Source organism: Candidatus Thorarchaeota archaeon, assembly GCA_013388835.1.
In the GTDB taxonomy this organism is placed as follows: domain Archaea; phylum Asgardarchaeota; class Thorarchaeia; order Thorarchaeales; family Thorarchaeaceae; genus JACAEL01.
This window is the reverse complement of record JACAEL010000084.1, coordinates 1-25,343: the sequence shown is the minus strand read 5'-3', so window position 1 is coordinate 25,343 and position 25,343 is coordinate 1. Positions and strand designations below refer to the sequence as shown.

At 54.7% G+C, this 25,343-nt stretch carries 28 protein-coding genes; 18 read left to right on the top strand and 10 right to left on the bottom strand.

Translation table 11 applies throughout. From position 1 onward, the window contains the following. Window positions 1-24 precede the first annotated feature (24 nt). Together HXY34_12985 and HXY34_12980 are read left to right on the top strand one after the other, a co-directional pair. Complete coding sequence (locus HXY34_12985; protein ID NWF97050.1) at window positions 25-573, top strand: GTP-binding protein; 549 nt, start codon at window positions 25-27, stop codon at window positions 571-573. A 49-nt stretch (window positions 574-622) separates the two neighbouring features. Beyond that, window positions 623-1,150 carry a GTP-binding protein gene (locus HXY34_12980; GenBank protein ID NWF97049.1) on the top strand — a complete coding sequence of 176 codons (528 nt, stop codon included), beginning with the start codon at window positions 623-625 and terminating at the stop codon, window positions 1,148-1,150. A 24-nt stretch (window positions 1,151-1,174) separates the two neighbouring features. Here the strand turns inward: HXY34_12980 and HXY34_12975 are convergent, their stop codons facing one another. The 5 genes from HXY34_12975 to HXY34_12955 form a co-directional block, all read right to left on the bottom strand. After that, window positions 1,175-1,861, bottom strand: a complete 687-nt coding sequence (locus HXY34_12975; protein NWF97048.1) for a hypothetical protein — start codon at window positions 1,859-1,861, stop codon at window positions 1,175-1,177. 10 nt (window positions 1,862-1,871) lie between these two features. Next, entirely contained in the window at window positions 1,872-2,624 is a 753-nt protein-coding gene (gene pstB / locus HXY34_12970; GenBank protein ID NWF97047.1) for a phosphate ABC transporter ATP-binding protein, read from the bottom strand. Between the two features lie 24 nt (window positions 2,625-2,648). Further along, on the bottom strand, window positions 2,649-3,620 hold the full coding sequence (gene pstA, locus HXY34_12965) for a phosphate ABC transporter permease PstA (GenBank protein ID NWF97046.1): 972 nt from the start codon (window positions 3,618-3,620) through the stop codon (window positions 2,649-2,651). Then, on the bottom strand, window positions 3,613-4,641 hold the full coding sequence (pstC, locus tag HXY34_12960) for a phosphate ABC transporter permease subunit PstC (GenBank protein NWF97045.1): 1,029 nt from the start codon (window positions 4,639-4,641) through the stop codon (window positions 3,613-3,615). Before pstC ends, pstA begins: the two co-directional genes overlap by 8 nt. 148 nt (window positions 4,642-4,789) lie before the next feature. Next, window positions 4,790-5,833 carry a PstS family phosphate ABC transporter substrate-binding protein gene (locus tag HXY34_12955; protein NWF97044.1) on the bottom strand — a complete coding sequence of 348 codons (1,044 nt, stop codon included), beginning with the start codon at window positions 5,831-5,833 and terminating at the stop codon, window positions 4,790-4,792. A 204-nt stretch (window positions 5,834-6,037) separates the two neighbouring features. On the opposite strand from HXY34_12955, the gene HXY34_12950 reads away from it, so the two are divergent. Genes HXY34_12950 through HXY34_12940 form a run of 3 tightly spaced genes read left to right on the top strand, consistent with a single transcriptional unit; the run spans window position 6,038 to window position 8,875 of the window. Next, window positions 6,038-7,093 carry a hypothetical protein gene (locus HXY34_12950; GenBank protein ID NWF97043.1) on the top strand — a complete coding sequence of 352 codons (1,056 nt, stop codon included), beginning with the start codon at window positions 6,038-6,040 and terminating at the stop codon, window positions 7,091-7,093. A gap of 13 nt (window positions 7,094-7,106) precedes the next feature. Continuing rightward, window positions 7,107-7,952, top strand: a complete 846-nt coding sequence (locus HXY34_12945) for a hypothetical protein (GenBank protein ID NWF97042.1) — start codon at window positions 7,107-7,109, stop codon at window positions 7,950-7,952. Between the two features lie 47 nt (window positions 7,953-7,999). Beyond that, window positions 8,000-8,875, top strand: coding sequence for a GNAT family N-acetyltransferase (locus tag HXY34_12940; protein ID NWF97041.1), 876 nt, complete (start codon window positions 8,000-8,002; stop codon window positions 8,873-8,875). Window positions 8,876-8,985: 110 nt separating this feature from the next. Here the strand turns inward: HXY34_12940 and HXY34_12935 are convergent, their stop codons facing one another. Then, window positions 8,986-9,498: a hypothetical protein gene (locus HXY34_12935; protein NWF97040.1), complete on the bottom strand. Its 513-nt coding sequence runs from the start codon at window positions 9,496-9,498 to the stop codon at window positions 8,986-8,988. Window positions 9,499-9,623: 125 nt separating this feature from the next. Between HXY34_12935 and HXY34_12930 the strand changes: the two genes are divergently transcribed. From HXY34_12930 to HXY34_12920, 3 genes are all read left to right on the top strand, one after another. Further along, the gene (locus HXY34_12930; GenBank protein NWF97039.1) at window positions 9,624-9,884 is read left to right on the top strand and encodes a hypothetical protein; all 261 of its coding nucleotides are present in this window, start codon (window positions 9,624-9,626) and stop codon (window positions 9,882-9,884) included. Window positions 9,885-10,119: 235 nt separating this feature from the next. Then, a complete protein-coding gene (locus HXY34_12925) occupies window positions 10,120-10,485 on the top strand; it encodes a hypothetical protein (protein ID NWF97038.1) in 366 nt (121 codons plus the stop codon). A 346-nt stretch (window positions 10,486-10,831) separates the two neighbouring features. Continuing rightward, window positions 10,832-12,553, top strand: a complete 1,722-nt coding sequence (locus HXY34_12920) for an alpha/beta fold hydrolase (protein ID NWF97037.1) — start codon at window positions 10,832-10,834, stop codon at window positions 12,551-12,553. Window positions 12,554-12,577: 24 nt separating this feature from the next. On the opposite strand, the gene HXY34_12915 is transcribed toward HXY34_12920, so the two are convergent. Further along, window positions 12,578-13,543: a 6-phosphofructokinase gene (locus HXY34_12915; protein NWF97036.1), complete on the bottom strand. Its 966-nt coding sequence runs from the start codon at window positions 13,541-13,543 to the stop codon at window positions 12,578-12,580. Between the two features lie 129 nt (window positions 13,544-13,672). Here HXY34_12915 and HXY34_12910 point away from each other — a divergent pair, with 129 nt between their 5' ends. Genes HXY34_12910 through HXY34_12900 form a run of 3 tightly spaced genes read left to right on the top strand, consistent with a single transcriptional unit; the run spans window position 13,673 to window position 16,301 of the window. Then, entirely contained in the window at window positions 13,673-15,589 is a 1,917-nt protein-coding gene (locus HXY34_12910; protein NWF97035.1) for an amino acid permease, read from the top strand. Beyond that, a complete protein-coding gene (locus tag HXY34_12905; protein NWF97034.1) occupies window positions 15,586-15,864 on the top strand; it encodes an Lrp/AsnC ligand binding domain-containing protein in 279 nt (92 codons plus the stop codon). The genes HXY34_12910 and HXY34_12905 overlap by 4 nt, the downstream gene beginning before the upstream one ends. Window positions 15,865-15,875: 11 nt before the next feature. Beyond that, window positions 15,876-16,301 (top strand): universal stress protein, encoded by a 426-nt coding sequence (locus HXY34_12900; protein NWF97033.1) that lies wholly within the window; start codon window positions 15,876-15,878, stop codon window positions 16,299-16,301. Window positions 16,302-16,345: 44 nt separating this feature from the next. Here HXY34_12900 and HXY34_12895 read toward each other — a convergent pair whose 3' ends face one another. Continuing rightward, on the bottom strand, window positions 16,346-17,662 hold the full coding sequence (locus HXY34_12895) for an FAD-binding oxidoreductase (GenBank protein ID NWF97032.1): 1,317 nt from the start codon (window positions 17,660-17,662) through the stop codon (window positions 16,346-16,348). A 132-nt stretch (window positions 17,663-17,794) separates the two neighbouring features. Here HXY34_12895 and HXY34_12890 point away from each other — a divergent pair, with 132 nt between their 5' ends. Together HXY34_12890 and HXY34_12885 are read left to right on the top strand one after the other, a co-directional pair. Further along, entirely contained in the window at window positions 17,795-18,784 is a 990-nt protein-coding gene (locus HXY34_12890) for a hypothetical protein (GenBank protein NWF97031.1), read from the top strand. Window positions 18,785-19,008: 224 nt separating this feature from the next. Continuing rightward, on the top strand, window positions 19,009-19,761 hold the full coding sequence (locus HXY34_12885) for an ECF transporter S component (protein ID NWF97030.1): 753 nt from the start codon (window positions 19,009-19,011) through the stop codon (window positions 19,759-19,761). A gap of 158 nt (window positions 19,762-19,919) precedes the next feature. On the opposite strand, the gene HXY34_12880 is transcribed toward HXY34_12885, so the two are convergent. Both HXY34_12880 and HXY34_12875 read right to left on the bottom strand, forming a co-directional pair. Beyond that, the gene (locus tag HXY34_12880; GenBank protein ID NWF97029.1) at window positions 19,920-20,552 is read right to left on the bottom strand and encodes a pyroglutamyl-peptidase I; all 633 of its coding nucleotides are present in this window, start codon (window positions 20,550-20,552) and stop codon (window positions 19,920-19,922) included. Window positions 20,553-20,620: 68 nt separating this feature from the next. Beyond that, complete coding sequence (locus HXY34_12875; GenBank protein NWF97028.1) at window positions 20,621-21,286, bottom strand: LysE family transporter; 666 nt, start codon at window positions 21,284-21,286, stop codon at window positions 20,621-20,623. A gap of 183 nt (window positions 21,287-21,469) precedes the next feature. On the opposite strand from HXY34_12875, the gene HXY34_12870 reads away from it, so the two are divergent. From HXY34_12870 to HXY34_12850, 5 genes are all read left to right on the top strand, one after another. Beyond that, window positions 21,470-22,549, top strand: a complete 1,080-nt coding sequence (locus HXY34_12870; GenBank protein NWF97027.1) for a TIGR00341 family protein — start codon at window positions 21,470-21,472, stop codon at window positions 22,547-22,549. 60 nt (window positions 22,550-22,609) lie between these two features. Continuing rightward, a complete protein-coding gene (locus HXY34_12865) occupies window positions 22,610-22,861 on the top strand; it encodes a hypothetical protein (GenBank protein ID NWF97026.1) in 252 nt (83 codons plus the stop codon). A gap of 484 nt (window positions 22,862-23,345) precedes the next feature. Further along, the gene (locus tag HXY34_12860; GenBank protein ID NWF97025.1) at window positions 23,346-23,975 is read left to right on the top strand and encodes a GTPase domain-containing protein; all 630 of its coding nucleotides are present in this window, start codon (window positions 23,346-23,348) and stop codon (window positions 23,973-23,975) included. 20 nt (window positions 23,976-23,995) lie between these two features. Next, a complete protein-coding gene (locus tag HXY34_12855) occupies window positions 23,996-24,916 on the top strand; it encodes a hypothetical protein (protein NWF97024.1) in 921 nt (306 codons plus the stop codon). 24 nt (window positions 24,917-24,940) lie between these two features. After that, a partial coding sequence (locus tag HXY34_12850; GenBank protein NWF97023.1) for a hypothetical protein occupies window positions 24,941-25,343 on the top strand: 403 nt, incomplete at its 3' end.

Here is a 25,343-nt window from a genome sequence, read left to right as displayed (position 1 = left end):
ACTCCAGACCGGAGGGTCGGTCATTTGCCCCAAAGCGTGGACTTCCTCTACAAGTTGGTCTTCCTCGGCGAAGGCGCAGTAGGTAAGACCAGCCTTGTTGGTCGCTATGTGTATGACTCGTTCGAGGGCGAGTACCTTGCAACCATAGGTACGGACATCCACGTTAAGACTCTGGAAGTCGACGGTCTGCGAGTGAAGCTTGTTGTGTGGGACATCGCCGGCCAGAGCGACTTTGCCCAGCTGAGGAAGGCGTACTACCAGAATGCTTCCGGAGCGTTCTTTGTCTTTGACACCACACGCCCTGAGACCCTTGACCGAATCGATGACTGGATCGAAGCTCTCTTCGCTGTGACAGGCCGCATACCGCTTGTTATCATTGAGAACAAGGTGGACTTGGAGTCGAGACTCAGACCCGGACAGGCTGAACAAGCAGCCTCAAAGTACCACGTCAAGGTCATCAAGACCAGCGCGAAGGACGATACGAATGTGGAGACTGCGTTCCGTGAGATGACCGTGGAGATAATGGAACGAGCCAGACAAAGGACCAGCCCGCACTCTCCAAAGCGCATGTGATTCCGCACACTTATTATGGCGGTTTGTCAGTACTAGCATAGGTGTTTGCGTGTTCGAGACCGATGCCGACTTCGTATCCAAAGTCGTACTTCTCGGGGACTCTGAGGTGGGCAAGACCTCTCTGGTCCAGAGGTACGTCTACAACAGCCTGAGCACAGATATCGGTCGTACAATTGGAGCCATCCTGCACGTAAAGCGGGTCGAGCGGCGGGGTATGCGGCACAAGCTGATCATCTGGGACTTGGGTGGAACTGAGTCCCTTGCGGCTCTCAGAGAGCAATACTGTGCAAACGCTGCCGGGGCTTTCATGGTCTTCGACACGACCAGACCGGAAACACTTGCTGGTGTTGACAGATGGCTTAACGCCCTCCGCGCTGCGGCAGGTAATGTGCCCTGTGTGTTTGTTGAGAACAAGATTGACCTCGAGTCAAAGCTCGACCCCCACGAAGTCATGCGCCTTGCAGAGAAACACGCCGTTCGCCTCATCCAGACCTCCGCCAAAGAGAACAGAAATGTTGACCTTGCGTTCACTGGGCTTGTAGATGCCATACAGGAATACATGGCATCTCGGAGATAGGGCTGTGTTGCATGTTCATAGGCACTAGTGCGGCGCCGTGTCGAACTTTCCTTTGTAGGCGAGACCCAAGTGTACCCGCTTCCCAGTGTGAACATAGACAGCACGTTCGGCTATTGAGAAGGCATGGTCGGCGGCTCGTTCACAGTACCTCCCGACTATCATGTAGTACATGCTCATCAGGGTTATGTCCTGCCTCTTCCTCAGGTACTCCGTTATCTCGTGAAACATCTCGACAGTTTCACCGTCGGTCTCAGCCTCTAGTTTCTCCAGTGCTGCTATGTTGGAGAGGTCTCCTTCCAGCAGGGCTTTGACTGCAATGTTCAGGCACTCGATGGCGTTCTGCGTCATTTGAGGAATCGAGATGAGCTCCTTGTAGTGACTCAGACCCTGGGCCAGTTTGACGATGTGGCTCACCTTGTATGCATACCTGCCGATGCGACTGAGGTGCAGTGCGACAAAGTTGTAGCTGGCCAGAGCCCTGAGGTCCCGAGCCACGGGCTGACGCCGCGCTATCGTCTGAAACACATCTTCCTCAATCGCGTCTGCCATTTCTGCCACCCTGAAGGAGATCTCCTGTGCCCTCAGCGCGGTCTCCTTGTCGAGGCCCTTGAATGCTTCAATGCTGAGAGTGAACGCCTCTGAGACGAGTTCCTGCATCTGTTGGATTGACGTGCCTATCCTGTCAATGTATGTCTGCGTTCTTGTCTTCATATGCCACCACCTAACCGATTCTGCCTGTCAGAAAGGCTTCAGTCCTCGGGTCCTCTGGAGCCTCGGCCAATCGAGAGGTTTCTGCAAACTCGACCAGCTCTCCCAGATAAAGGAATGCTGCTTGGTCTGACAGTCTGAGTGCCTGCTGAACATTGTGTGTCACCATCACTATGGAGTAGTCCTGTTTGAGCTCCATGATGAGGTCCTCGATCTTTGAGGCGCTTATCGGGTCGAGTGCGGATACGGGCTCGTCCATCAGAAGAACCGGAGGATTGATGGACAGTGCCCTGGCGATACACAGTCTTTGCTGCTGGCCCCCTGACAGATTTGGTCCGGGTTGGTCAAGCTGGTCCTTGACCTCATCCCAGAGCGCCGCCTTCTTGAGACAGCGCTCGACTATCTTCTCCAGTTCGTCCTCGTTGTCAACGCCATGGATTCTGGGACCATATGTGATATTGTCTCGAATGCTCATGGGGAACGGATTGGGACGCTGAAACACCATGCCAACCTTGGTACGCAGACCGTAGACGTTGGCTTGAGGGCTATAGATGTCCTCTCCTTCGATGAGGATCTGGCCCGTCATCCTAAAGTTTGGAATGAGGTCGTTCAGACGGTTGATTGACCTCAGAAACGTGGACTTACCGCAGCCACTCGGCCCCATGATGGCTGTCACGGTCCTGTCCTTGAAGTAACATGTGATGTCCTTGAGTACCTGTTTCTTCCCAAACCACGTTGAGAGGTTGCGTACTTCTATCTTGCGCACATAGCATTCTGTCTCTGACAACGTCTATACCAGTCTCCTTGTGACCTTTCTCGACACTATGTTGGCTACCATGTCCACTGTCAGCACAATCAGAAGAAGTGTCAGGGCTGTCGAGTGCGCTCTGACTTGAAGGTATGGCCGCGGGTCGGTGATGTACGCCCAGATTGTGTATGGCAGTGATGCGACCCATGAGCCGGGACCAACTATCTGATTTGGAATCCCGAGGTTGTTGCCTGCGGTGAAGATAAGCGGTGCAGTCTCACCTATTGTACGTCCCAGCGCCAGCAAGACGCCCGTGATGACGCCCGGAAACGCGGCTTTTATTGAGACTCTCCAAGTGGTGGACCATCTTGTTGCGCCCAAGGCAAGAGACGCTTCTCGAAGAGACATAGGAACCTGCCTGAGTGCCTCCTGGGTGGTCCTGAGGATAGTAGGAATCATCATAAATGCCAGCGTCAGACCTCCCGAGATGAGGCCCACTCCCAGCCCGGCATACACAACAAGGAACGTGAAACCAAAGGCACCGAACACGATTGAGGGAATGCCCGCCAGTACGTCCGCTGCGAACTCCACGCCGCTTCTGACGAGTCCGGGTCTTGAGTACTCGGTGATGTACACGGCTCCGAACACGCTCAACGGTATACCGACAGAACCTGCAATCACCGCAAGGAGCATAGAACCAACTATCGCATTGAGCACTCCACCCTTGAGGTCACCGCCCGGAAAGGTCGTGAACAGCTCCAGCCCCTGGCCCGTACCTGAACCCAGCAAATCGGAGAGGCCCACAAGACCCACATGGTACAGTAGCATGAAGAACGGTGCGACAACAGTCAGCAGCACTAGTGCAAGGAGGATTGTGAACAGCTTGTCCTTTGCGTGTCTCCACGACTTGGGCCTGTGAATGCGTCTTGTCCCGTTCCGTATCATGTGAACCCAGCCGATCAGAGTCTTCCTTGTGTCCGGTGAATGGTTGTTCTCCGTCTGCATCTCAGACAAGCCCCCGTGTCTTCATACCGTGACGGATTGCCAACTTGGCTATTATGGTGAAACAGACTGACATGAGCATGAGAACTAGAGCAACTGCAAACAGGGCTGACCTCCACAGGTCATAGACGAACGCATAGCCCAACTGGTTTGTTATGACACTCGTCATCACATAGCAGGGGTCGAAGAGTGAGTAAGGGATACTTGCAGAGTTGCCGGTCACCATTAGGACAGCCATTGTCTCTCCCACTGCGCGACCAAGCGAGAGTACCACTGCGGCGCCTATTCCCGGCAGCGCAGCTGAGATCACGACTCTACGAGCGGTCTCACTCTTTGTGGCACCGAGGGCGTATGAAGCCTCTCGATAACTCATCGGAACGGAGTGAAGCGCATCGTCCGACACTGCAACCACGGTGGGAAGCAACATGACGGCCAGTATTAGCCCCCCTGCAAGAAGGCTGTACCCGTTTGTTGTTCCTTGAAACCAGGGCATCCATGCTGTCAACGGATTGTTCTGCACTGCAGGTGCAAGACTGCCCTTTATCCATGGGACCATCACAGCGAAGGCCCAGAGCCCGTACACGATGGATGGCACAGCCGCCATCATCTCGACAACCACTTTGAACATGTCACGAATCTTAGGTGTGCAGTACTCACTGAGAAAGACGGCCGCACCAAGACCGAGCGGTACTGCCATACCTATCGCCAAAAGGCTGCACATGAACGAGCCGGCAATGAACACCGATATGCCATAGAGGTCTCGGTTAGGATCCCATGTGGGGCTCACCAGTATCGCAACGCCCCCTTGTGGCGAGGCGAATATGGTCGAGGACTCGTACCAGAGAAACGCAAGAATCAAGGCGATGACAAATGTGCATGCTAAAGCGGGGACGAACAGAATCATCTTGCCGACCTTGTCGACTGCCGCCGCTTTCGATAGGGACCGGATGCTTCTGACGGCCTTGGAGAGCTCGGTCAGTTTCAGCTTCAGTGTCGTGATCAGATTTGCACGGCGTTCATTACCCTGGAGCATGGGTTTGGACACCTCCTAGGACTTATGAATACAACGGGTTGCTGATCCACTAATCAGTGTGGTGCAGGATGTAAGAAGAAAGAGTTGTCCGGGGGTGGTGAGAGTCAAGACACCGTCCCCAGACTTTGGTCATCTACAGTTCTCCGGTCTATGCTGTTGGTGCGAGCTGAGCAATCTGACCGAAGGAATACATCTGGACCGAAGTACCATTGATGGGCACGTAACCCACTTCGGATATGTACTTCTGACCCTGAGCAAGAGCCCAGTTCATGAACACCAGCACGTACCATGGAACATTCTCGATGTGAACCAGATAGTACAGGAGTCGTGCTATGGGGTATGCGCCGGCGTTCGCTGAGTTGAACAGGTTCGCACCAGGGTTTGTCAACACTGGCGGTAGGGCCTTTAGAGCGTTCTCGATGGATGGATCGACATACTCGTGGTTGGTCGGGTTGTAGAGCTTTGCTGGAGTCAGGCCTTCCATGAAGGCGAGCCCAACGTAGCCTATGCCATTGGGGTCCGAGGCGACGCCACTGGCCACACCCGGATTGCCCTCGACGGCATTTGTGCCCGATACCCACGTGATTGACTCGTGGTCTCCGAGAAGCCAAGTGTAGTTGGCATGGGGATTGGGATTTGCCCCGGCGGTCTTCAGCCACTTGCCGAAGGTCGCGGTTGTGCCGCTTGCATCAGACCGGACATAGACGTTGATGGCACCAGTCGCTGCGATGCTGACACCGAAGGTGGTCTCAAACTGCTCCCATGTGGTGACGTTGCGCTGGAAGATGGCCACTGCCATGTCACAGTCCAGCCTGAGCACTGAACCATTTACAGATGGGTTTGCCACAATGCCCAGAGCGTCAGCAGACACGGGGATGATTCTCACGTTCGTGTTGTTGCCTCGGTAGTTGGCATCTGGATACGAGCTGCTAGCTCCAATGTGTATCAGCTTCTGTGCCACCTGAGACTGACCAAGTCCAGACCCACCAGTCGCTGGATTCACAGTGAACTGGCTGTATTGCTCGTGGAACTTCGTTGCCCACTGCTGCGACAGCGGATAGAGCGTTGTCGAGCCCGCCGTTGTGATCACGTATTGCTGAGGAGCCGGTGCAGTATTGACTACAAGCACTATTCCAGCTCCGGCAATCAGGCCGATGAGCAGGCCAACGATTATTCCGGTGTTTCCTTTCATGTGTGAATCTCCTTTTCTTGTTGAGGGTCGGCCTTCTGCCGGCGTAGTTATTCTATGCGCAAAGCATTCACTGCCTTCTGCTACTGCATATGCTTTCAGCTGTAGCATATGATTCAGCACCGAAACCTCCTACTTCTGATGCACGCACGAACATGCCCTGCTTACATAGCAGATGGAATGGTATAAATGCAGCAGTCACGCCACTTGACTAACGGGTCCGACAACTCAATGAGTACGCGACGTCTTAATCAGGTGCGCAACTCCTTCTATGTTTACCTTCCGCGGCCCTGGTGTGAGCAGCATGGTCTCACAAAGGACTCGGAGGTGCGACTGCAGGCTCTGCCAGACGGAGCACTTCTGGTGATTCCTCCAGACAGTGGTACTCGGCATGCTCAGGATGCTGTACTGAGTGTCACTTCTCAGACGAGCGCGGACATCGAGAGTATGCTTACGGGCGCCTATGTAGTCGGCGCCTCAAGCGTGTCAGTACGATTCAATGGCCCCATTGACATGTCGATGAGAGAGAGGATAAGCGAGTGGACTCATCGGCTGCCTGGTTTCGAGGTGTTGGATGAGTCTGTTGACCATGTGACTGTGAGCGACACAAGTGAGAAACAGATGGTCATGCCTATTCTGAAGCGTCAGTTCTCGACGACCAAGTACATGCTCGGGGTCCTCGTGGAATCAATGAAGACAAACGTCTTGGATGACGTTCACAGAATCGAGCCGCGTGACAACGATGTGGACAGACATCGGTACTTTGTGGAGCGGATGTGCCATCTCGCACTGACGGACACGGCGTACGCACGCAGAGTAGAGATGTCCGCAGCGGACTGCCTTCACTTCAGTGTGGCTGCCAAGAAGATTGAGAGAGTGGCGGACCATGTGTGTGGAGCTGCATCTGAGTTGATCCAACTGGGCGGTGTGGACAAGTCAATTGCGAAGATTGGCGAGGGCATCGCCGAAGTGTACGACGACACTGCTCGGGTGTTCTTCTCCACAGACCGACCAAAGAGAAAGGACACAGTGACAGTCTCATCTGACGACGAGTCATTCGACTTGGTCCGTCGAGCACATGAGATGGCCCGGAGGATTGCCCAAGTGGAGACTGCGAAGAAAGGGCTTGGACCGAGTCTGGTACTATTGCTCATGCACCTCGAAAGGATAGCCTCGTACTGCGCCGACATTGGCGAAGTCGCAATAAACCGATTGATTCACAAGCAGATGTTGTCTGCCATGGTAACAGAAGAAGCTGAGTAGGATGTGTCACGCCTTGGACGACAGGACACTCCGCAGCGACATCAGCCGTTCCCCTCGACTGAATGACCTCGAAGGAAGGGAGTGGGTCAAGTCCACTAGGTCGTGGTTCGTGCTCACCCCTCCTGCCAGGACTAAAGAGGAGCTCTCGCATCCGGCCAAGTTTCCCGAGGAACTTGCATCGAGGTTCGTCAGGTTCTTCACCAGGTCACAGGACTGGGTGCTGGACCCGTTCGTTGGGATAGGCAGCACACTTGTGGCGTGTGACCAGCTTGGACGTAATGGCGTCGGTGTGGAGCTCTCTCCTGAGTTTGCGCAGTCAGCAAAGGAGCGGCTGACCCACGCAAAGACCCAGCAGTATGTCCTGATTGGCGACTCGATGAGACTGGTTGATCTAATAGACGCATACTTCTCAGACTCGCGTCCGAGGTTCAGCTATGTCTTCACATCACCACCCTACTTTGACATGCTACGCAAGTCGCGCGGGGGAAACGACAGTGTTCTGAAGGAACGCGCTGCCAAGGGAATGAAGCAGTACTATGGGGAGTCGAGTCTTGACCTGGGAAACATCGAGTCCTATGAGGAGTACATCGAGTCAGTCGCACTGGTGATTGAGCAGGCTGCCTTGCTGCTCAGAGACCGCTCGTATCTGACCTTGATAGTTCAGAACATGCTCGACACCGATGGTACACTCCGACCAATCGCGTGGGACCTTGCGAGAAGGTTGTCCAAGACTCTTCAGCTGAAGCAGGAGCAGGTCTGGTGTCAGGACAACAAGCGTCTCGGGTGCTGGGGCTACCCAACAACGTATGTCAGCAACGTCCATCACCACTACTGCCTCGTTTTTCGGAGAGGTGTCTGAGCACCACATCGCTTTCCTCATAAGGTGATCACAGTCCACAATGGGTCATGCAGAGTCTGGTCCGGAAACTCGTCCTAGATGACAAGCCCGAGGTTGAAGCGCTCTGTGCCACAATATGGGAAGGCAATGACTACGTGCCCAGCGTGTTTTCCAACTGGGTCTCAGGCGAGAATACGCATATGATGGGCGTGTTCTCAGACTCACAACTGGTCGCAATCTGCAACCTCGAGATCATCAGGGGGACAACAGTCGGTTGGGTGGAAGGACTCAGAGTAAGAGAGGGGCATCGCAATCAGGGCCATGCCTCACGCATCGTCTCGGAGATTGTCGAGCTGGCAAGGCAGAAGGGACTGAAGACTCTCCGGTATGCGACTGGCAGCTTGAACCTTGAGTCACAGGCGGTAGCCAGGAAGACCGGTTTCCATCTTGCAACCAGCGTTGGCTACCTTCGCATCGAACGTCCCTTCCCACCACATCCGCGGCCGAGCCCAAGCGTCGTTCCGCTCGAAGTCGAGCCCTCACGTCTCCTTCAATTCCTAGAGGTGTCACCAGATCTCATCGATGTGGAACGTGTACCTATCTCCTGGTCCTTTGAGTCCAAGGACTTGCAGGGGCTGCAGCGAGTGTCTGCCAAGACGAAGTTCAGGGTGGTGGTCGAGGACACGGGCATCGCGTCAGGGCTCTACTACTCTCAGAAGGTCCATGACAACGGTGAGGACAGGATGACCTTTCATGTCTTTGCGACTGACAGGGCGGTGTTTGTCGACATAATGTCCCGTATGATAGAGGAGGCCGATGCCTCAAATGCGGACTCGGCGGTCTTCTTTCTCGGGCCCAGGGTGAAGGAATGGTCAAAGAGCCTTGGTTATGCGGACCCGGAGTTCGATGACCGAGCGTTCCTGCTGTTCGAGAGAGGTCTCTGAAATCTCGTGCCGACTGCTGCGATGAGTTCGAGATGAACCGCATGCTGTTGTTTGGCGCTGCCTGATTCGTTGTGTGTCAGTCCGAGGTGGACAGAAGCAGCAGTCTGTCCTCACTCAGACTCTTGGTGGCCTTGGTCCGCAGACTCTTCTTCCACTTCATCATAGAACTCGTCCAGCATTGAGAAGTTGGGTGTGTAGTGTATTGGCTCAAGGTCGCGCTCCTCGAGTTGCAGGTGCTCGGCCTGTGCAATTGCCCGCCTGAGTGTGAACGACTTTGCACCGTCCCAGCGGAGGTAGTCGTTGAGGTCTCTTGAGAACTCTCCCTGGTAGTTGTGGCACTTGCCTGCACAGAACACCTTTCCTTCTCTTATCACAAGCGAGCCACCACACCACTTACAGAACGCCTCTACCCCGTGCACAAAGATCCTGCCCCCCATCGTCCGGACAAGAAGGGCATTGTCATCAAGACAGACCACCCCCCACTCATCTCTAGGCTCTTCTATGACTCTCTTCCATACCTCTCCACGGGTCGTTCTCTTCCTGAAGGCCTGCTCAGGGACATGCAGTTCTCCTGAGTCATCAAAGTCACTCAGCCGTGTCTGAAAGTCATCTCGTGTGTGCATATCCATATCTGCTGTCTGCAGGACCACATAAGAACACCACAGACCGTAGCAGTCGCCGCACACAGACGGCATGTGTACAGCTAAACCAGATAAGGCGCCGCCATCACTAACGCATTGGTATTCGCATGGCAAAATACAGTGGTTCCGGTCAGAGTTTCGATGACCCGATACAGATGACAGAAGTGACCAACAACATGGAGGCAGTCTCCGCAGAATACGCCTACTTGCGCCAGCGCTACGGCACCCGCAACGTGGACTGGAAGCTCGTCTGTCAGTATCTCCTGCAGCACGAGGGGAGGACGTATGACAGACTAGACATTGAACTCAAAGGTGGAGACAAGCTCTCAATCTACTTCGACATCACGCCCTACTTCGGTGTGTATTAGCGCCACATGCTTCCGTCTGTCTGTTGCTGAGAGTTGAACACGCATACGAACTGACCTGTGCAATACTACTCGCCAACACTGCAGGTACTGCCGCGTCCGGCCGGTGTACGTCTGACCAGACACATTGACATGAGTGGATTGAAGCCCAGGCGTCAGACCTCAGTGAGCTTCAGTCGAGCAATACCGCCAACTAAATAGGTGCGGTGAGGATGACTTCGCGATTGGTGAACTACCATTGAATCCAAGAAGAATAGCAGTCAGTGTCGCCATCGGCGCAGTGCTGGGCGTATTCTGTATCATTGGTGTCGGGCTCAGGCTCTTCGCAGGAGCCTACCTTGAGAACCTACTCTACTTGGTCGGTGTATGGTACAACCGGGTATTGATGGGTCTTGTCATCGGGTTGGCAGATGGGGTCATGATTGTCGACAAGAGCAACCGCAAGAGCACTACGAATGCGGTGCTTCGGGGGCTGCTGCTTGGCATAACGGTCTCCGTCGCCGTCTTTCTCTCGGACGCCTACCAGGATCTGATGAGCCTCGTTGCAGGGTTTGCCTATGGTGTCATAATCGATGTAGTTGCAACAGCAACAGACAGGTCCTAGCTGAACTGGGACCTCCCGCGCATCCGGCTGTCTTCAAACGACTTCTTGATGCGAAGAGTGGAGCGATTGCATCGCACGATTGATGAGAAATGAGGTCGCATGAGGTTGGAGCTGGACGAGTACATGGAGCACTACAACCACACACCCCATGCTTTGTTTGAAGACGGGACTCTAGCAGAGCCGAATCCGACACCACGAAGACCCGGAGATGTTTGGTTGAGAGAGTGTCCCAAACGTTGTGTTACAGTGTCCTGCATCTGCTGGGACTTGACATGCGTCTGGATGCGAGCGCAACGGATTAAAGTGAGAGTCCCATGTGAAAGTAATACGCTATGGTGAAAGACGTATGATGCACTTGCAGTTGCGGTACACCATCCTCGTCATCAGTATTGGTATGTTGCTCGGCGGTGCAGCCCTCGGCGCCTCGACTCAGGCTGGCTTTGGAGTCGTGAGTGTTGTAGAGACAGACTTTCTTGCAGGTGACGGCGCTCTGATTCACAGCACTCTTCAGACACCCACCTATGCGTCGGCAGCCAACAGGCTCCCCGGTGTCCTTGTGATTCACGGGTCGCTTCAGAGCAAGGAGTGGCTCATGGCCTTCGGCATAGAGCTGGCCAGACGTGGTTTCGTGGTGCTGACAATAGATGCCAACGGTCACGGCAACTCCGACAAGGGAACCAGTGGTGGGACCGCCGCCCTCGAATACTTGGCAGCTCTCAGCACCGTTGACGCCTCGCAGATAGGTATAGTCGGGCACAGCATGGGTGGGGGCATTGCGCTTCGGGCAATCAACGAGTCGTCCACGGTGGTCAACGCATTGGTGCTGGTCGGCTCGGGGGTCGGAAGATACTCCAACACCACATATCCGCGAAACCTGATGGTTGCGGTTGGGGACTTCGACTCGCTCTCAGCCTACCCGAGCAACACCACTCTCTTGTCTTCCGTCTTCGGTGTGCCTCAACCACAGCCTGGGGTTCTCTACGGTGACTTTGGTACTGGCTCGGCAAGAAAGCTCGTCCTCTCGGACACGAATCACCTCTTCGAGACCATTGACCCTGTGATCATATCCGCGACCATCGAGTGGATGAAAGACTCGCTGAAGGGTGGTGTGGAAGACTCCCACTGGACTCCTAGCAGTCAGACCATCTACGGCTGGTGGTTGCTGGGCGGTCTCGTAAGCACAGCAGGTGCAGTCCTTTCCGTCTTTCCTCTACTTACAATACTGATACGTACAAAATGGTTCGGACAGCTTCGACGTGAGCCGGAGTACGTCAATGCTGCGAGTCGTCGGCAGTATCTGAGAGCTGGCACCCTTTACGGGTTGATTTCGGTCATCGGCTTCTATCCACTCCTTGCCGTTGGCACAATGGTGCAGCTGGTCGTGCCCTTCCCGCAGTATCAGGGCTTGCCAGTCCTCTTCTGGATTGCTGGAACGGCCGTGATCTCGCTCCTTGCGTTGCCCGTCATCCTGCGTGACCGAGAGGAACCCGGACGAGTCTGGAGAGAACTGCGTGAAGTTGTGCCGGGCCAGAAGGACGGTATGCGACCCATTCTCATGACCTTCCTGCTCGCTCTCACAGTCGTCGCATGGCTCTACGCATGGACGCTCATTGTGGACCTCAGTACTTCACTCGACCTGCGATGCTTCCTGCCAGGGATGAACGACCTGACGCTCTCAAGAGCTCTGATAGCTCCCATATATGCAGCCGTCTTCTTCCTATACTTCTTGGTGGAAGGTATGTGGCTGATGGGAGCAATGAGGACGAGGGCACGGACCGGATGGATTCAGGGACAGCTTGCATGGTCTGTTGAGGCCGTGTTCATCAAGTGCATACCCTTTGCTCTGCTGATACTGCTTGAGTTTGGTGGAGGCCTCCTGCTGAGCGTGGCAATCGTACCCGGGATTGCAGGCTACTCGTTCCTCTTCTTCTATGCATTCCTCCCGTGGTTCGCGGTTTCCAGCGTCCTGACGGTTTGGTGCTATCGTGAGACCGGTAGCTACTACCTGGCTGCGATGGTCAACGCGATGCTCTTCGGCTGGTTGATGGCGACGATACTGGCCTTCTAGCTCGCAAGAAGGAGCGTTGTGGGGCTAGGTGGCCAGCTCGTCAATCAGGCCCAGCATCCACTGGTCGAGCTCCTTCTTCTTGGTCCAGACATCAACAAAGGGTGTGGCCACCACCTCTCCACGCACCTCTCCCAACATCACGCCATCGACACCGTGAAGCATGCACTCAACAGCTCTGGTACCCAGTCGAGTTGCAAGGACACGGTCGTATCTAGTGGGGTTTCCGCCTCTCTGCAGGTAGCCGAGGACTGACACCCGGCATCGCTCACCTACCAGTGATGAGAGTTTCTCAGCGATCAGTTCTGCGTTCCCTCCCTCATCTCCTTCTGCGACTATGATTATCGAGCTTGTCTTGCCTGCCTTCCGTCCGTCGATGACACTCCTTGCGACTGCGTCGAGGTCCGTCTTGGTCTCAGGAATCAGTATCGCAGTGGCACCACAGGCGATCCCTACATGGAGGGCTATGGCACCGCAGTTGCGTCCCATCACCTCAATGAGAAAGACACGTGAGAAGGACTCGGCTGTGTCACGGATCTTGTCTATGGCGTCAAGGGCATTGTTGACAGCAGTGTCGAACCCGATTGAGTAGTCCGTCCCATAGATGTCGTTGTCTATGGAACCGGGAAGGCCGACTGTAAGCCCGTTCCAGTGCTTCTTCAGCTCATGGAGCCCTCTCATGGTGCCATCGCCGCCTATGGCTATGAGACCATCAAAGTGCTCTTCTTGGAGAATGGACGCAGCGCGCCTGATGCCACTCTCTGTCTTGAACTCATCCGACCTGCCAGTGGTGAGCAGCGTGCCGCCCTTGTGAACAATTCGTGCTACACTACGCGCGAACATCTCAACAAAGTCCCTTTGGAATATGCCCTGGAAGCCGCCACGGATCCCATAGACCGACAGCCCTCTGTGCAGGCCCACACGCACAATGGCACGGATGGCTGCGTTCATCCCCGGCGCGTCACCACCGCTTGTCAGGACACCGACCTTCATGTGTTCTGCCTCCGAGTACGTCTCGTCAAGTCCGATGGTGTCTGGTGCAATAAGTTTATCCTACGACTGGCAGCGCGCAGTGTATACTATAGATGACATACCGGATGGCCGGGTCAGGCGGCTCGCAGAATGACAAATACCGATGCAGCACACACACCAGTGAAACGCTCAACGGTCTCTCTCAAACGTGACGTGGGTTGGTTCGGTTCATTCGCGATGGGTTATGCCGATGTTGGTGCAGACATATACGTGGCACTGGGACTGGTGGCAGCCTATGCGGCGGGCTGGGCCCCTATTGCATTCCTCATCGCTTCAGTCACATACATTGCGACAGGCCTTGCCTATGCTGAACTGTCAACTGCGTATCCATACGCTGGCGGCGCTCAGGTATACTCCATGAAGGCAATCAATGACTTCGCTGGCTTCCTGGCAGGCTGGCTGGTCATGCTAGACTACACGGTCTGCATAGCCCTGTTCGCCATTGCTACCACTGGCTATCTGACCTTCTTCTTTCCCTGGCTCACTGGCGCAGTGGTCGTGACACTGGCTGGTATGACCTTCGAGATCAGCGGAATTGGCCTGTACTCCTTCATCATAGTCCTGGCACTCATAGGCGTCAACATTGTCGGCATCAGGGAGTCCTCTCACCTGAACATGAGCATGGTGGCCCTCAATCTGATAGTGCTCTCTGCGGTGGTCATTCTAGGGCTCGTGCTCTCCTTTGGAGTCGACCTGTTCTTCATGCAGTTGTCTGTCCGGGGAGCTCCCGACGCATTCGGTCACATCGCATACCTGTGGGAGGGAAACACAAACGAACAGAACTTCCTCTATGCAGTGACGTTGGCGATGAGCTCTTTCATAGGCATCGAGTCTATCGCGCAGGCTGCCGAGGAGACCAAGCGTCCTGACCGGACCATTCCTCGGGCCACCAAGATGTCAGTTGTGTCGGTCCTCGTGTTCGCAGTGGGGCTGTCTGCAATCAGCGTTGGCATTCTGCCTTGGACAGTGCTGGCAGCGAACTTGGGCGCACCAGTCTCGACCCTTGCTGGCTCCATAGGAGTCGTGGGCATCTATGTGGTCCCTGTGGTGGCTTTCACGGGCTTCGCAATCTGCCTTGTGTCCTCCAATACTGGCATCATAGGCGTATCCCGGGTCGTCTTCTCGATGAGTCACTTCGGTCTGCTGCCTGATTGGTTCTCAAAGGTGAACACGAGGACACGGACACCGAGTCGTACCATCATCGTCTTTGGAATGATAGGTGCAGCCATGGCCCTCATAGGTTCACTCGACTGGGTGGCCGACCTGTACAACTTCGGCGCTCTCCTCTCCTACCTGATGGTGAACGTGTCACTGATACTCTTGCGCCAGAGTGACAAGGACACTTACCGGTCGTGGGAAGTGCCCTACACAGTCTTCCTGAGGCTGAGAGGACGGAGAATAGCATTGCCTATCCCCACTGTGATAGGTGTGTTTGCCTGCGGCACCATCTGGACGCTGGTGATTCTGTTCCACCCGATGGGGCGGCTTCTGGGTGCGTCGTGGACCTGCGTGGGGCTGCTTGTCTATGCAGCATATCGCAAGAGAAAGGGACTACGTCTCTTCTCAAAGGACCTCGGGATGTCGATACGACCAATGGCCTACAGAATAAATGCTGTCGTATTCGTGCGGCCTGAGGAGCGAGATGAGATCGTCCATGACATCGCCGAGAGTCTGGACAACCGCTTCAGGATAACCCTCTGCACTGTCATCAGGACCGAGAAGTGGAAACTGTCACTTCAGATGGCCGAGCAGTACCGAGAGGCGGCTCTCTCGGACCTGGCACACATGGCAGAAGTCCTTCACAGTCTCGGATATGAGACTGATGCCAGGGCAGAACTAGGGTCCATGCGCAGTGTGGTGACAGCAATGGCTCAGTCATCAGACTTTGACTTCATCGTCGTGCTGAGCAGAAGAGGCATCCGGAAGTTCAAGCGTGCGACCGAAGATGATATCTCCGCAATTGTTGCTGAGTCTGCCCCCGGCAAGATGCTAGTGATTAGGAAGTGACAGACGTGGATTCCAAACTCAGAGTCATTCTGCAGATATACGTTGAGAGCAGAGACCTAGACGAGGTCTCAAGCGAACTCGTGAAACTGCCCGGTATTGTCGATGTCTATGAGGTGACCGGCGAGTCCGACATAATAGTCATGATAGAGGCTGATGATGTGATTGCCTTTCGGGACCTGTTGAAGAACCGAATCCTTCCCATCAGCGGAATCAGGAGCACCGTGTCGAGTGTGGTGACATACATACACAAGAAGGATGGGCGTGTGACAGACTAGGAGGTGTACGATTGGCGGCTGATGACAGAGTATTGATGCCTGTTTCCGGAACAATCGAGTACGCTGACATGGTGGCAGCACTGATGCCTCTACTTCGCTTCCACACGAAGAATATCACGCTGTTTCATGTCGTGGAAACGCCTGTGACCACACCGCTCGAGTCGTCAGAGCTTGACAAGACCCTCGCAGGCGAAGAGACGAAGTTGAAACCCATGGCAGACTGGCTCACTGCACAGGGCTACAATGTGGAGACGAGGATTGCAGTTGCAAGACACACTGTGGATGCCATCGTGGAGGAGACGTACGCAAGAGGCTACTCACTGATCTTCATGATGAAGCGGAGGAAGAGGAGTCTCTCAGAGAAACTTCTTGGACGAAGCGTCACCGAGGAGGTGATTCGTCGCGTCAAGACTCCGGTTGTCACCATTCTGGTCTAGAATGCTGGGCCACTCCCATTCATGACGGGGAACGCCATGAAGAGCTAGATCACGACGCTCTCAATCTCCACATTGCGCTCCTTTATGCTGAGCGCCTTGGCTGGGATTCTCTTGCCTCCGTAGAGCTCTGCACTGGGAAGTCCTCGGTAGAGCGCGTCTACTATCCTTCCCATCGCGTCGGCCTTCATTATCCCCGACCCGCTTGCGCCATTTGCGACTATGACCCCATTCTCACAGTAGATGAGCGGTATCGCGTCTGGGCTATAGCAGTATCCGCCACCCCAGCTGCCAACAGGCCTAGCATCTTCGAACGCGGGGAAGTACTTGCTGAGGACAGGATAGACGCTGTTCTCGTAGTATGCCGCCTCTGCAGTAGCATAATCATCTGTCTGTACATAGTCGTAGGCTCGACCGAGTTTGTCTGCGCATCCCACCCAGAATCCCTTCTCTTGAAGCTGAGGGCGGAAGTAGACTCCTGCTGACGGGAGTATCGTAAACGGAATGCACCCGAGGTCATTGAAGCCCTTCGAGAACAGGAGGTCCTTCAACCCGGGCTTGTCTTCGGCATGGATCACAAACATCTGTCGCTTCTTTGACTTGGTGCGGCTGTCCATGCCGACTGGGTCGAGCAGTTGGTTGGCCCACGCACCGGTTGCGAGCACGACGGTGTCAGCGAATATGTCCCCCTTGTCGGTCTGCACGCCAACGATCTTCTTGTCCTGCCACACAAAGGGCTCTCCGGGCAAGTCCAAGACAGGGTCTGGTTGCAGTATCATCCTGGTTACATTCACACCATAGCGCGGTTTGACCTTCGACATTTTCGTGAACTCTTCCAGATAGTATTCGAGAAGCCTGGTGGGGTCCACGACACCGCAGTCGCCACCGAACAGGCCGTATTCGACCTGCTTCAGGTGCATCAGCTCGGCGGCCTCGTCTCCCGTGAAGTCAACATTGAGACCGGGAATCATGTCCTTCAGTTCCTTCTTGGAGTAGACATGATAGTGTATCTTTGATGCCTTCATCCGTTCCATCCACATCTGAACGCTGGGACTCTCATACTGGTCCTTGCCCAGCAGCCAGAGATAGCCGGTCTTCTCAAAGAGGACGTTGTAGCCCACTTTGTTCTGAATGTGTTCGATGAACTTGATCGACGTGTCGGTGAGCAGCTGGTTGGTTGTGGAAGCAAACATGTTGCGCACAGCGGCTGCACTCATCGCAGTGTTTCCTTGTCCTGCAGCAGATAGCCTGTCGATTAGCAGAATCCTCTTGTCCGGGTTGTTCTTCTGCAGATAATATGCTGAACAGACACCCACAATACCTGCACCGACTATCACTATGTCGTAGCTCTCGCCGCTCTTCATTCTTGAGCCTCCCTGTGAACTGGCCGCGGTCAGACATGACGCTCCTTTAACAGTTTTCATCCCGCCAGTTCCTGTGTTGGTCCTCGCAAGAGAGATATGCCTGTGCCGTCCTCTTGTGACGAGGCGATAGAGATGCCCGGCTTAGTTGTAAGAAAGGACAATGGTGACTTGCGGTATTACCCGGTCTTCCAGCGAGATGGGTTGTGCACATTCATTCCCTCCAAGGAACACGGTCAGCCAGAGACCGGCAAGGAGGTCGGTGAAGGCTTCAAGTTCGAAAAGTATCTTCCCGGATACTGGATGCCCAGTCCCACGACATCGGCCCGTCGAAGGATTGGTGGTGGTAACTCCCTCATCGTACTTGAGAAGGATGGCGACCTGAAGTTCTACCCGTTCGTTGGGCATAGTTTCAAGATTCCAGACACGGGCAAGAAGGTTGGCAAAGGCTTCAGGCCTGACATGGACTTCATCGTTGCTGAGTGGACGAGCAGCGGTATGTCTGACCTGCTGGTCCGCGACAAGGATGGCAGACTGAGGCTGTTCCCCTGGAATGGTCATGAGTTTCTGGATCTTGGGTCCAGGGAGGTTGTCGGAGAGGGTTTTGACAAGGACAAGGTCACGCACTTCTTTCCCGGATACTGGCTGGGAAAAAAGAATCCAGACCTGCTTGTGAGAGAGGCCGATGGCGACCTCGTCTTGTACCCATTCGATGGCGTGACGTTCAAGAGTCAGGGGAAGGGCCGACGGATTGGCCGCGGATTCGGCAAGGACCTGCTTGTGTACCTTGTTGATGAGTGGATGGGCAACAACTATCCAAGCATCATTGCGCTCCACAAGGATAACAAGCTGATAAGCTACCCGTACGGCCTCAGGCAGGAGGATGGATACCCTGCCTTTGACAATCCCCCATATCAGACCGTGGGCAAGGGCTTCAAGTCCAACTACACGTACATTGTGGGCCACTTCCGTAACCCGGGCCGTCCGGACCTGGTGATCTGTGACGACAAGAAGAGAATGAGGTTCTTCCCCTTTGACGGCCAGAAGTTCGTCGACTTGGGCAAGAGTGAGGAAGTGGGGAAGGACTGGAAGTTCACTCACTTCTGGGACTTCTACCCCGTCTGATGACCCGAGCACGAGACGCAAGAGACCGCATCATACGATTCGCATCACCGCAAGCCGACTGAGACAAGTGTCTTGGCGTCACAGTCGTGGTGAAGAATGAATGACCGGTGACTTGCAGTCTCGGTAAGGACCCCGATGGGCCTCGTGAAGACCTAGTGCCCGTCGTGGTCCCTCACTGACCGACTGGTTTAAAGGAAGTGCGAGGCCGAGCGCCCTGATACAATATGAGTCCAGAAGAGAGCAAGCCGGATGAGATGGTCCTCTTCGAGGGCCTTGTAGAGTCCAAGATGCTCGCAGTGGGAGCGATGCTGTCAGCACTCTACGTCGTGTGCGCGTTCGTGCCATTCACACCGTTCATCGGGTCGGGAGGGCCCGGTCCGAGTCTGACATTGGCTATCTTTGTCGCGCCCCTATTTGGAGTCCTGCTCGGGCCAGTACGAGGTGGGTTGTTTGGTCTGATTGGCGGACTCCTGGCGGCCTTCGTATCTCCGCTCTACCTCCTCGTGCCGACAATCATGCTGGGACCAGCCGTCAGCGGGTTCTTTACAGGCCTGGTCCTTCATCGACACACCCGGGTCGGTCGCATGAGCCTTCCAGGACCGCTGACTACTGCGTTCTATCTCGTCATCGTCATCGTCCTGTATCTCATACCCAACTACACCGCATGGTGGTTCATGGCCCCCTACGCTCTTGCGGCGGTCGCTGCAGCTGCCCTGCAGACCATCGAGTCGCGCTCCTTGACCGGGGTTTCAAGAGTGAGAGCTTTGCTGAGAGTGCTCCCACTCGCACTGATAGGCACGATCACTGACTTCTCCATGATGACGATGGGTGCAGTCTACATACTTGGACTACCACCTGAGGCATTCGGCATGGCCATATTCCCCCTGATGCTCTTCGAGCGAACAGCGGCGACCATTGGAAGCGCGATTGCCGCACAAGTCGTGATGTCTGTCTTTCCTGACCTGTTTCACCGGTGAGCGAGGATACTGGGCGCACAGTCTGCCAGACTGTCAAGTGCAGATTATCCGCGTAGCCAGACCTTACACGATGCGGTCCGTCAGATGGAGCTGGTACTGGGGCGCGGTTACCTGTCCGCGTCTCTCCGATTGAAAGAGTCGTGTTCCAAGACACTGACTCACAATAGACCAACTATCAGTGTGATTGCGTGGACAATGGTGTCGAGAGGAAGCGTCGGCAGGCCCATGTTCTCCTTCTCAAGGGCTTGGCACGGCAGAGGTGGGACATGAATGAAAGTGGCCCGTGTGTTCAAGCCAGCCGTGACAATCCGCCTCATGACCGAGTAGATCAGGAAGTTGCATCCATATGTTCCAGCGTGATAGCTGACGAACGCGGGGATCCCCTCCTTTCTAAGTCGCGACACGATGGGGGTTGGTTCTAGACTCGTGAAGTATCCCACCGGGCCAGTCGGGTCAATCACATCGGAGGTCGGCGCATTGCCCGCGTTGTCCTTTCTTGTCGTGCTCACGGCATTGAGCGCAACTCTCTCCACGCTGATGGAGCCTCTCTCTGCCTGTCCCGTGCAGATTATGACTTTGTAGTCACCGTTCTTGAAGAGCGAGTCGAGTTCCTCTCCGATCAGAGCGTAGTCGAGAGGAAACACATGTCCCTCTATGGTCCAGTCACCCACTGTGAGACCGTTCATCCTGTTGACCAGCTCTTCGGACGGATTCGTCTTGAAGCCGTCAAACGGTTCGAAGCCCGTCAGTAGAAGCCTTGGCATGAATGAAACGAGACGCCATGAACTCAAAAGCCTACTCCAATGACGGGCCCGCTCATATGCTCAGCGGGCGGGAGCGATATGCAGGGTCAGAAGTGTTACACTGTGAGTGCTTCATAGACAAAGAGTAGTCCGAGTGCTATCTGAAAGGTCCCTATGGCCACGCTGAGCCAGTTGACTCTGCTCCTCCTCACTCTCCGTCTTGTCGCATCAACACCCAGAGTAAGGAATGCACCAAACATAAAGTCAGTTGAGATGTGTGTGAGGTATACAAGGCATGCAGCCACAAGCACTGTTCCGACGCCGACCTGAATCTCGGCTATCAGTGTGGAGATGCTGCCAAGACCGACTGCAAACCACCAGAGCAGAAAGTAGGGGGAGAGGATGCTCACAAGAGCACCTTGGATGGTTGCTGCTGCCAGAGTGGACTTGTGGACCGAAGGTCTCTCGGCGGTCGCCTGTCCCTCAGAGGACTCGTTCTTCCAGCTCTTTAGCGCGAGAAGACCAAATCCTATGACGACGACGCCTCCGAAACCCTGCATCGCTGAGATTGCCAAGGTGTCTAGGGCAATCGTGCTCACACTTACCACAATAGCGCCAACCAGTCCAAGCTCCACCAGCGAATGACCAACCATGGGCATGATCCCTTGGAGTCGGCCGCCTTGACTTGACTGCATGATGACTGCAGCTGACAGTGGACCGGGCGCCAGTGCTCCGGTCAGCGAGAGCGCCCACCAGGCCGCTAGAATCACTATCACATCCAATTTGGGTCAGCTGACTGTGACATGTATCAAGTACAAAGGCTTAGTGTTCTGGCAAGAATGAGATGCACACTCATACTGAGCGCCGCATCGCAGAGCAGGTTTGGCACCCAGAAACGCTTAAGTGCGGAATCTAGCATGGAAAGCCACCGCCACTTCTCCAGACACTGATGGGATGGTGTTGTAGTGAAGCAAGTCCAGATAACAGTGCCTTACGAGAAGACCGAAAGCATTCTTGACTTCATTCTCGATGTCATGGGAATCAAGAATGTCACAAAGCTCAACGCAGACAACGCGCACTTGCTCCAGTTCCGGATACCTGATGATGCGATGACCGAGACTGTTGAGAAGTTGAAGAGCAGGGGTCTGGGGGTGGAGTTTGGTTTCATTGACATGTTGGACTTGAGAGCATCGCTCCCAAGAGCGTCTGAAGAGGAAAAGGATGTCAAGATTCAGAGAGAGGCAGCGCTTGCAGTTGAGGAGATATATGAGAGTGTCAAGAGCGGCTCTTCTCTGAGCTTCGACTTCATCACCTTCGTTGTGCTTGCGGCAGTCATCGCAGGAATCGGTCTCCTTCAGAACAACGGGACTGTGATAGTCGCGTCCATGCTCTTGTCACCTCTTATGGGCCCAATGCTTGCGGTCGCACTTGGTTACGTCGTGTCTGACCGCACACTCTGTTTCAAGGGCACTGTCAACGAGTTAATCGCCCTTGCTCTGTCCTTTGCCATGGGTGCCCTGATTGGGTTCTTGTGCGCGGTATTCGCTACTGATATGGTCAACGGGATTCGAGTCGACATAGATGCATCACTCGCAGGACAGTACGTGACGGAGATCACTCGTAGGAATGGTTTCGTCGCTCTGGACGTTGGCGTGGCCCTGTTCTCTGGAGCCGCAGTGGCCGTTTCCATTACGCGCGGAGACATGTCTTCTCTTGTCGGTGTTGCCATCTCCGCATCGCTCATGCCACCCGCGGTCAATGTTGGTATGCTGCTCATGCTTGCCCTGATGACCGGTGTTGGCAACTTCGCAATCTTCGGTATTGGCTCTCTCATGCTCTTAGTCATGAACATCGTGGTAATTGACATTGCTGCGATTATCATGTTCAAAGTGAAGAAGCTCAGCCCAATCAAGGACAAGTCCGCCACCTGGACCGCCGTGACCAGATTCAGGAGAACCGGCTATACTGGGCTGTATCACGCTTCCAAGCCGGAGAGCATTGCCACCTTCGTTCCAAGCGAGACGAGGCGCGAGGGTGAAGAGTAGAGCCACCTGAATGCGAGTCAGGTGTGTAATACCCAGCTCTATAGGGAAAGAGGGAGTCCATTGCCTCCGATTCATGGAGTGCTAGCGGACTTGACAGAACAGAGCCCTACCGTCAAGAACAAGCTGTTCAAGGGTCTCACTCCCCATGACGTTCTGATGTGGGAGGAGGAGAAGATGAAGCACCAGAAGAGAGTTGGCAGAAAAGTGACTGACTTGGAGTTCCTCAGACACCTTCTCGTCTGGGCATCGTATCCCGTCGTCTACAACAAGGAAGGTGTCACTCGCACAAGAAGTACGGCTGAGACACGGTGAACGGCTGCGACTCCTGCTGCTTACATATCGAGGAGTCCAAGACTTGCTCTGTGTGACGTCGTCCATGCCGCCGCATGCAGTCATCATGAGTCCCGGTGGTCTAAGACTCTGAGCGGCCTCACAGGCGAGTTCAAGGCTATTGCTTGGGCGTCAAGAGGATTCCGTGCTTGACTCAGTCCATCCAATAGCGGATGGTTGGGATGGTTCGAATCCCAAGTGGGCGCCCAACCGTGACCACCACAACATTGGCTTCCGAGGAGTCCGTTTGTTAAGCACATGTTGAGTCATAGAGTCCCGTATGTTGAAGATGATCTTGCCTCCCACTCTTCACATCCTTGCCCCTCAGAAAACAGGCTGCAGAGGCCCTAGAGGTGGCATGGTACTCGACATGCGAAGCCCATGCTCCTAATATACTCTATTGGATAGAAACATCACATATGTTCAGCGCCACGATGCTGATTAGAAGTGGCACAGAGGGACTGCGATGAGCTACCTCACAGACTCAGACACTTTCAAAAGGGACCGACCAGCAATGGCAAGCACGCACACACGAGATAGGTCAAGGACTGCCAAGATTCTGATCGCAGGTACCGGTGCAGTGGGGAAGACCTCTTTGGTCAGGGTGTTGAAGGAGGGGCGACCGCTAGACTCAGCGGAGGCGGTACTGCCATATCGCAGGACTCCCTTCCTGAACCTAGAGACCATTCAGGCCAAGGAGTTGGGTGCTTCGGAGTCGCAGGACACCTACTTGATGGTTGACGTGGCGGGCCAGCTCGGACTGCCAATTCACGCACTGCGCGACCTGGGCAATATTGCCACCCGAAACATCGACCTTGTGTTGCTGGTGTTCTCGGCCGACAATCTGCAGTCCCTACTGGAGCTTCAGAACTGGATTCAGACTGTCAAGAATAGCCATGCGGAGGGTTCCACCAAACCACTCAGGTTCGTGCTACTGATGAACAAGTGCGACCTGAAACGCGAGATGGACCGGGGTCTTGTTGAAGCTCTTCTGAAGTCAGAACCGAAGATCGAACAGTACTTCGAGATAAGCTGCAAGACCGGTGCAGGGCTTCAAGAGTTGTCATCGTGGCTTGTGCTGAATGTCAGCATATGAGAGAAAGGAGGTCAAGGTAGTTGTCGACAATGCAACGTATGACAGAGTTTCCATGCAAAGTGTGTGGTGAGAGCCTGAGATTCGACCCGGAAGATGCGACGACATACACTTCGAAGACACAGCATGAAGACTTCTTCGGAATGCAACTGACCACCTACAGGGTGTCGCATGTCGTCGGTACGGAGCGCCATCATAATGCGGTTGTGGTGGACCAGGCGGGTCTATTCCGGGGGCACAGGGATGCCTACACGGAGTCACTCGTCTCCGCGCAGCCCGAACAGGGGCTTGGCTACTGGATCATGCACGAAGACGAGCCACGTCCGGAGTCGGTCGGACCAATCAAACTCTGCCTACTCATCGGCCGAACCGGTCACTGGGTGGTGGATGTGGTCTGTCCTGCCGCTGTAAACGTGATTGCCCTTGCGGGCACAATACTGGACAAGGTTCAGGAGGCGGAAACCGTGTACCAGTCGCCACCGAAGCAGATGCAGGTCCGCGTTGCAGACATGGACATCACACTCTGGCAGTCGAAGAACCGGATTCTGTGTATCAGCTCGAGCGACGACTCTTACGTGAAGTCCGTAACATCAATCTCCAGTCTGATTGTGGATGTGGACAACGATGACACTGTTCCTCGTAGAAGAGTACTCGCTCTGGTGATGAAGATAGCAACCGAGGACAAGAACCCGCCAGTGACTGTGCTCAGCAGAATGCTCTCGTCAGACCTGCTGTTCTCAACTCTGAGGACCCCCTTTCAGGACCGAATCCCGGACATCGTGGAGCGGACGGCACAGAGAATACCAATTGCAAAGGAGGTTCTTGGCCCTCTTCTGCGTGGCTATGCGACACTGATGGACATCTTGGACGGAGAACACTGGAGAGACTACAGGCAAGTGTATGAGCTGGTCGACTTCGTCAATAGACGTCGCATCCTAGAGTAGTAGGGAGGATGGAGTGTTCCACATATGACTAGGATTGGAGCATGGGCCGAACTCCTGAAACTGGGACGAAATGTCATGGGCTTGAAGGATGAGATTCGGAACTTTTGCAGGACAAACGCTATCAACTCATTGCTGAAGGAGGGCTGGTTCGACTTCCTCGCCCAGCCGAGAAGTTCCCAAGACATGTGCGATCACTTTGGGTACACTGACATGGAGTTCCTGCTGAGAATACTCGACCTGTTCGTTCGGGACCACATCCTGACAATGAGAGATGGCGTCTATCAGACAGTGGGTCGAGTTGAGCCTGGCCAAGCGAAGGTTCCCAGAGTCTTTGGTCCCTCAATGGTTCAAATCACGCTTGATCAGGCCGCATCACTTCCGGACAGGTTGAGAGGGCGCTACGGGTCCTTCTCGGATGGTATTAACC

Excerpts from the sequence above, each read along its gene's own strand:
- HXY34_12975 (NWF97048.1), bottom strand. The coding sequence starts at position 1,861 with ATGAAGACAAGAACGCAGACATACATTGACAGGATAGGCACGTCAATC.
- pstC (NWF97045.1), bottom strand. The coding sequence starts at position 4,641 with ATGCTCCAGGGTAATGAACGCCGTGCAAATCTGATCACGACACTGAAG.
- HXY34_12955 (NWF97044.1), bottom strand. The coding sequence starts at position 5,833 with ATGAAAGGAAACACCGGAATAATCGTTGGCCTGCTCATCGGCCTGATT.
- HXY34_12940 (NWF97041.1), top strand. The coding sequence starts at position 8,000 with ATGCAGAGTCTGGTCCGGAAACTCGTCCTAGATGACAAGCCCGAGGTT.
- HXY34_12935 (NWF97040.1), bottom strand. The coding sequence starts at position 9,498 with ATGCACACACGAGATGACTTTCAGACACGGCTGAGTGACTTTGATGAC.
- HXY34_12930 (NWF97039.1), top strand. The coding sequence starts at position 9,624 with ATGGCAAAATACAGTGGTTCCGGTCAGAGTTTCGATGACCCGATACAG.
- HXY34_12920 (NWF97037.1), top strand. The coding sequence starts at position 10,832 with ATGATGCACTTGCAGTTGCGGTACACCATCCTCGTCATCAGTATTGGT.
- HXY34_12915 (NWF97036.1), bottom strand. The coding sequence starts at position 13,543 with ATGAAGGTCGGTGTCCTGACAAGCGGTGGTGACGCGCCGGGGATGAAC.
- HXY34_12910 (NWF97035.1), top strand. The coding sequence starts at position 13,673 with ATGACAAATACCGATGCAGCACACACACCAGTGAAACGCTCAACGGTC.
- HXY34_12895 (NWF97032.1), bottom strand. The coding sequence starts at position 17,662 with ATGAAGAGCGGCGAGAGCTACGACATAGTGATAGTCGGTGCAGGTATT.
- HXY34_12890 (NWF97031.1), top strand. The coding sequence starts at position 17,795 with ATGCCCGGCTTAGTTGTAAGAAAGGACAATGGTGACTTGCGGTATTAC.
- HXY34_12885 (NWF97030.1), top strand. The coding sequence starts at position 19,009 with ATGAGTCCAGAAGAGAGCAAGCCGGATGAGATGGTCCTCTTCGAGGGC.
- HXY34_12860 (NWF97025.1), top strand. The coding sequence starts at position 23,346 with ATGAGCTACCTCACAGACTCAGACACTTTCAAAAGGGACCGACCAGCA.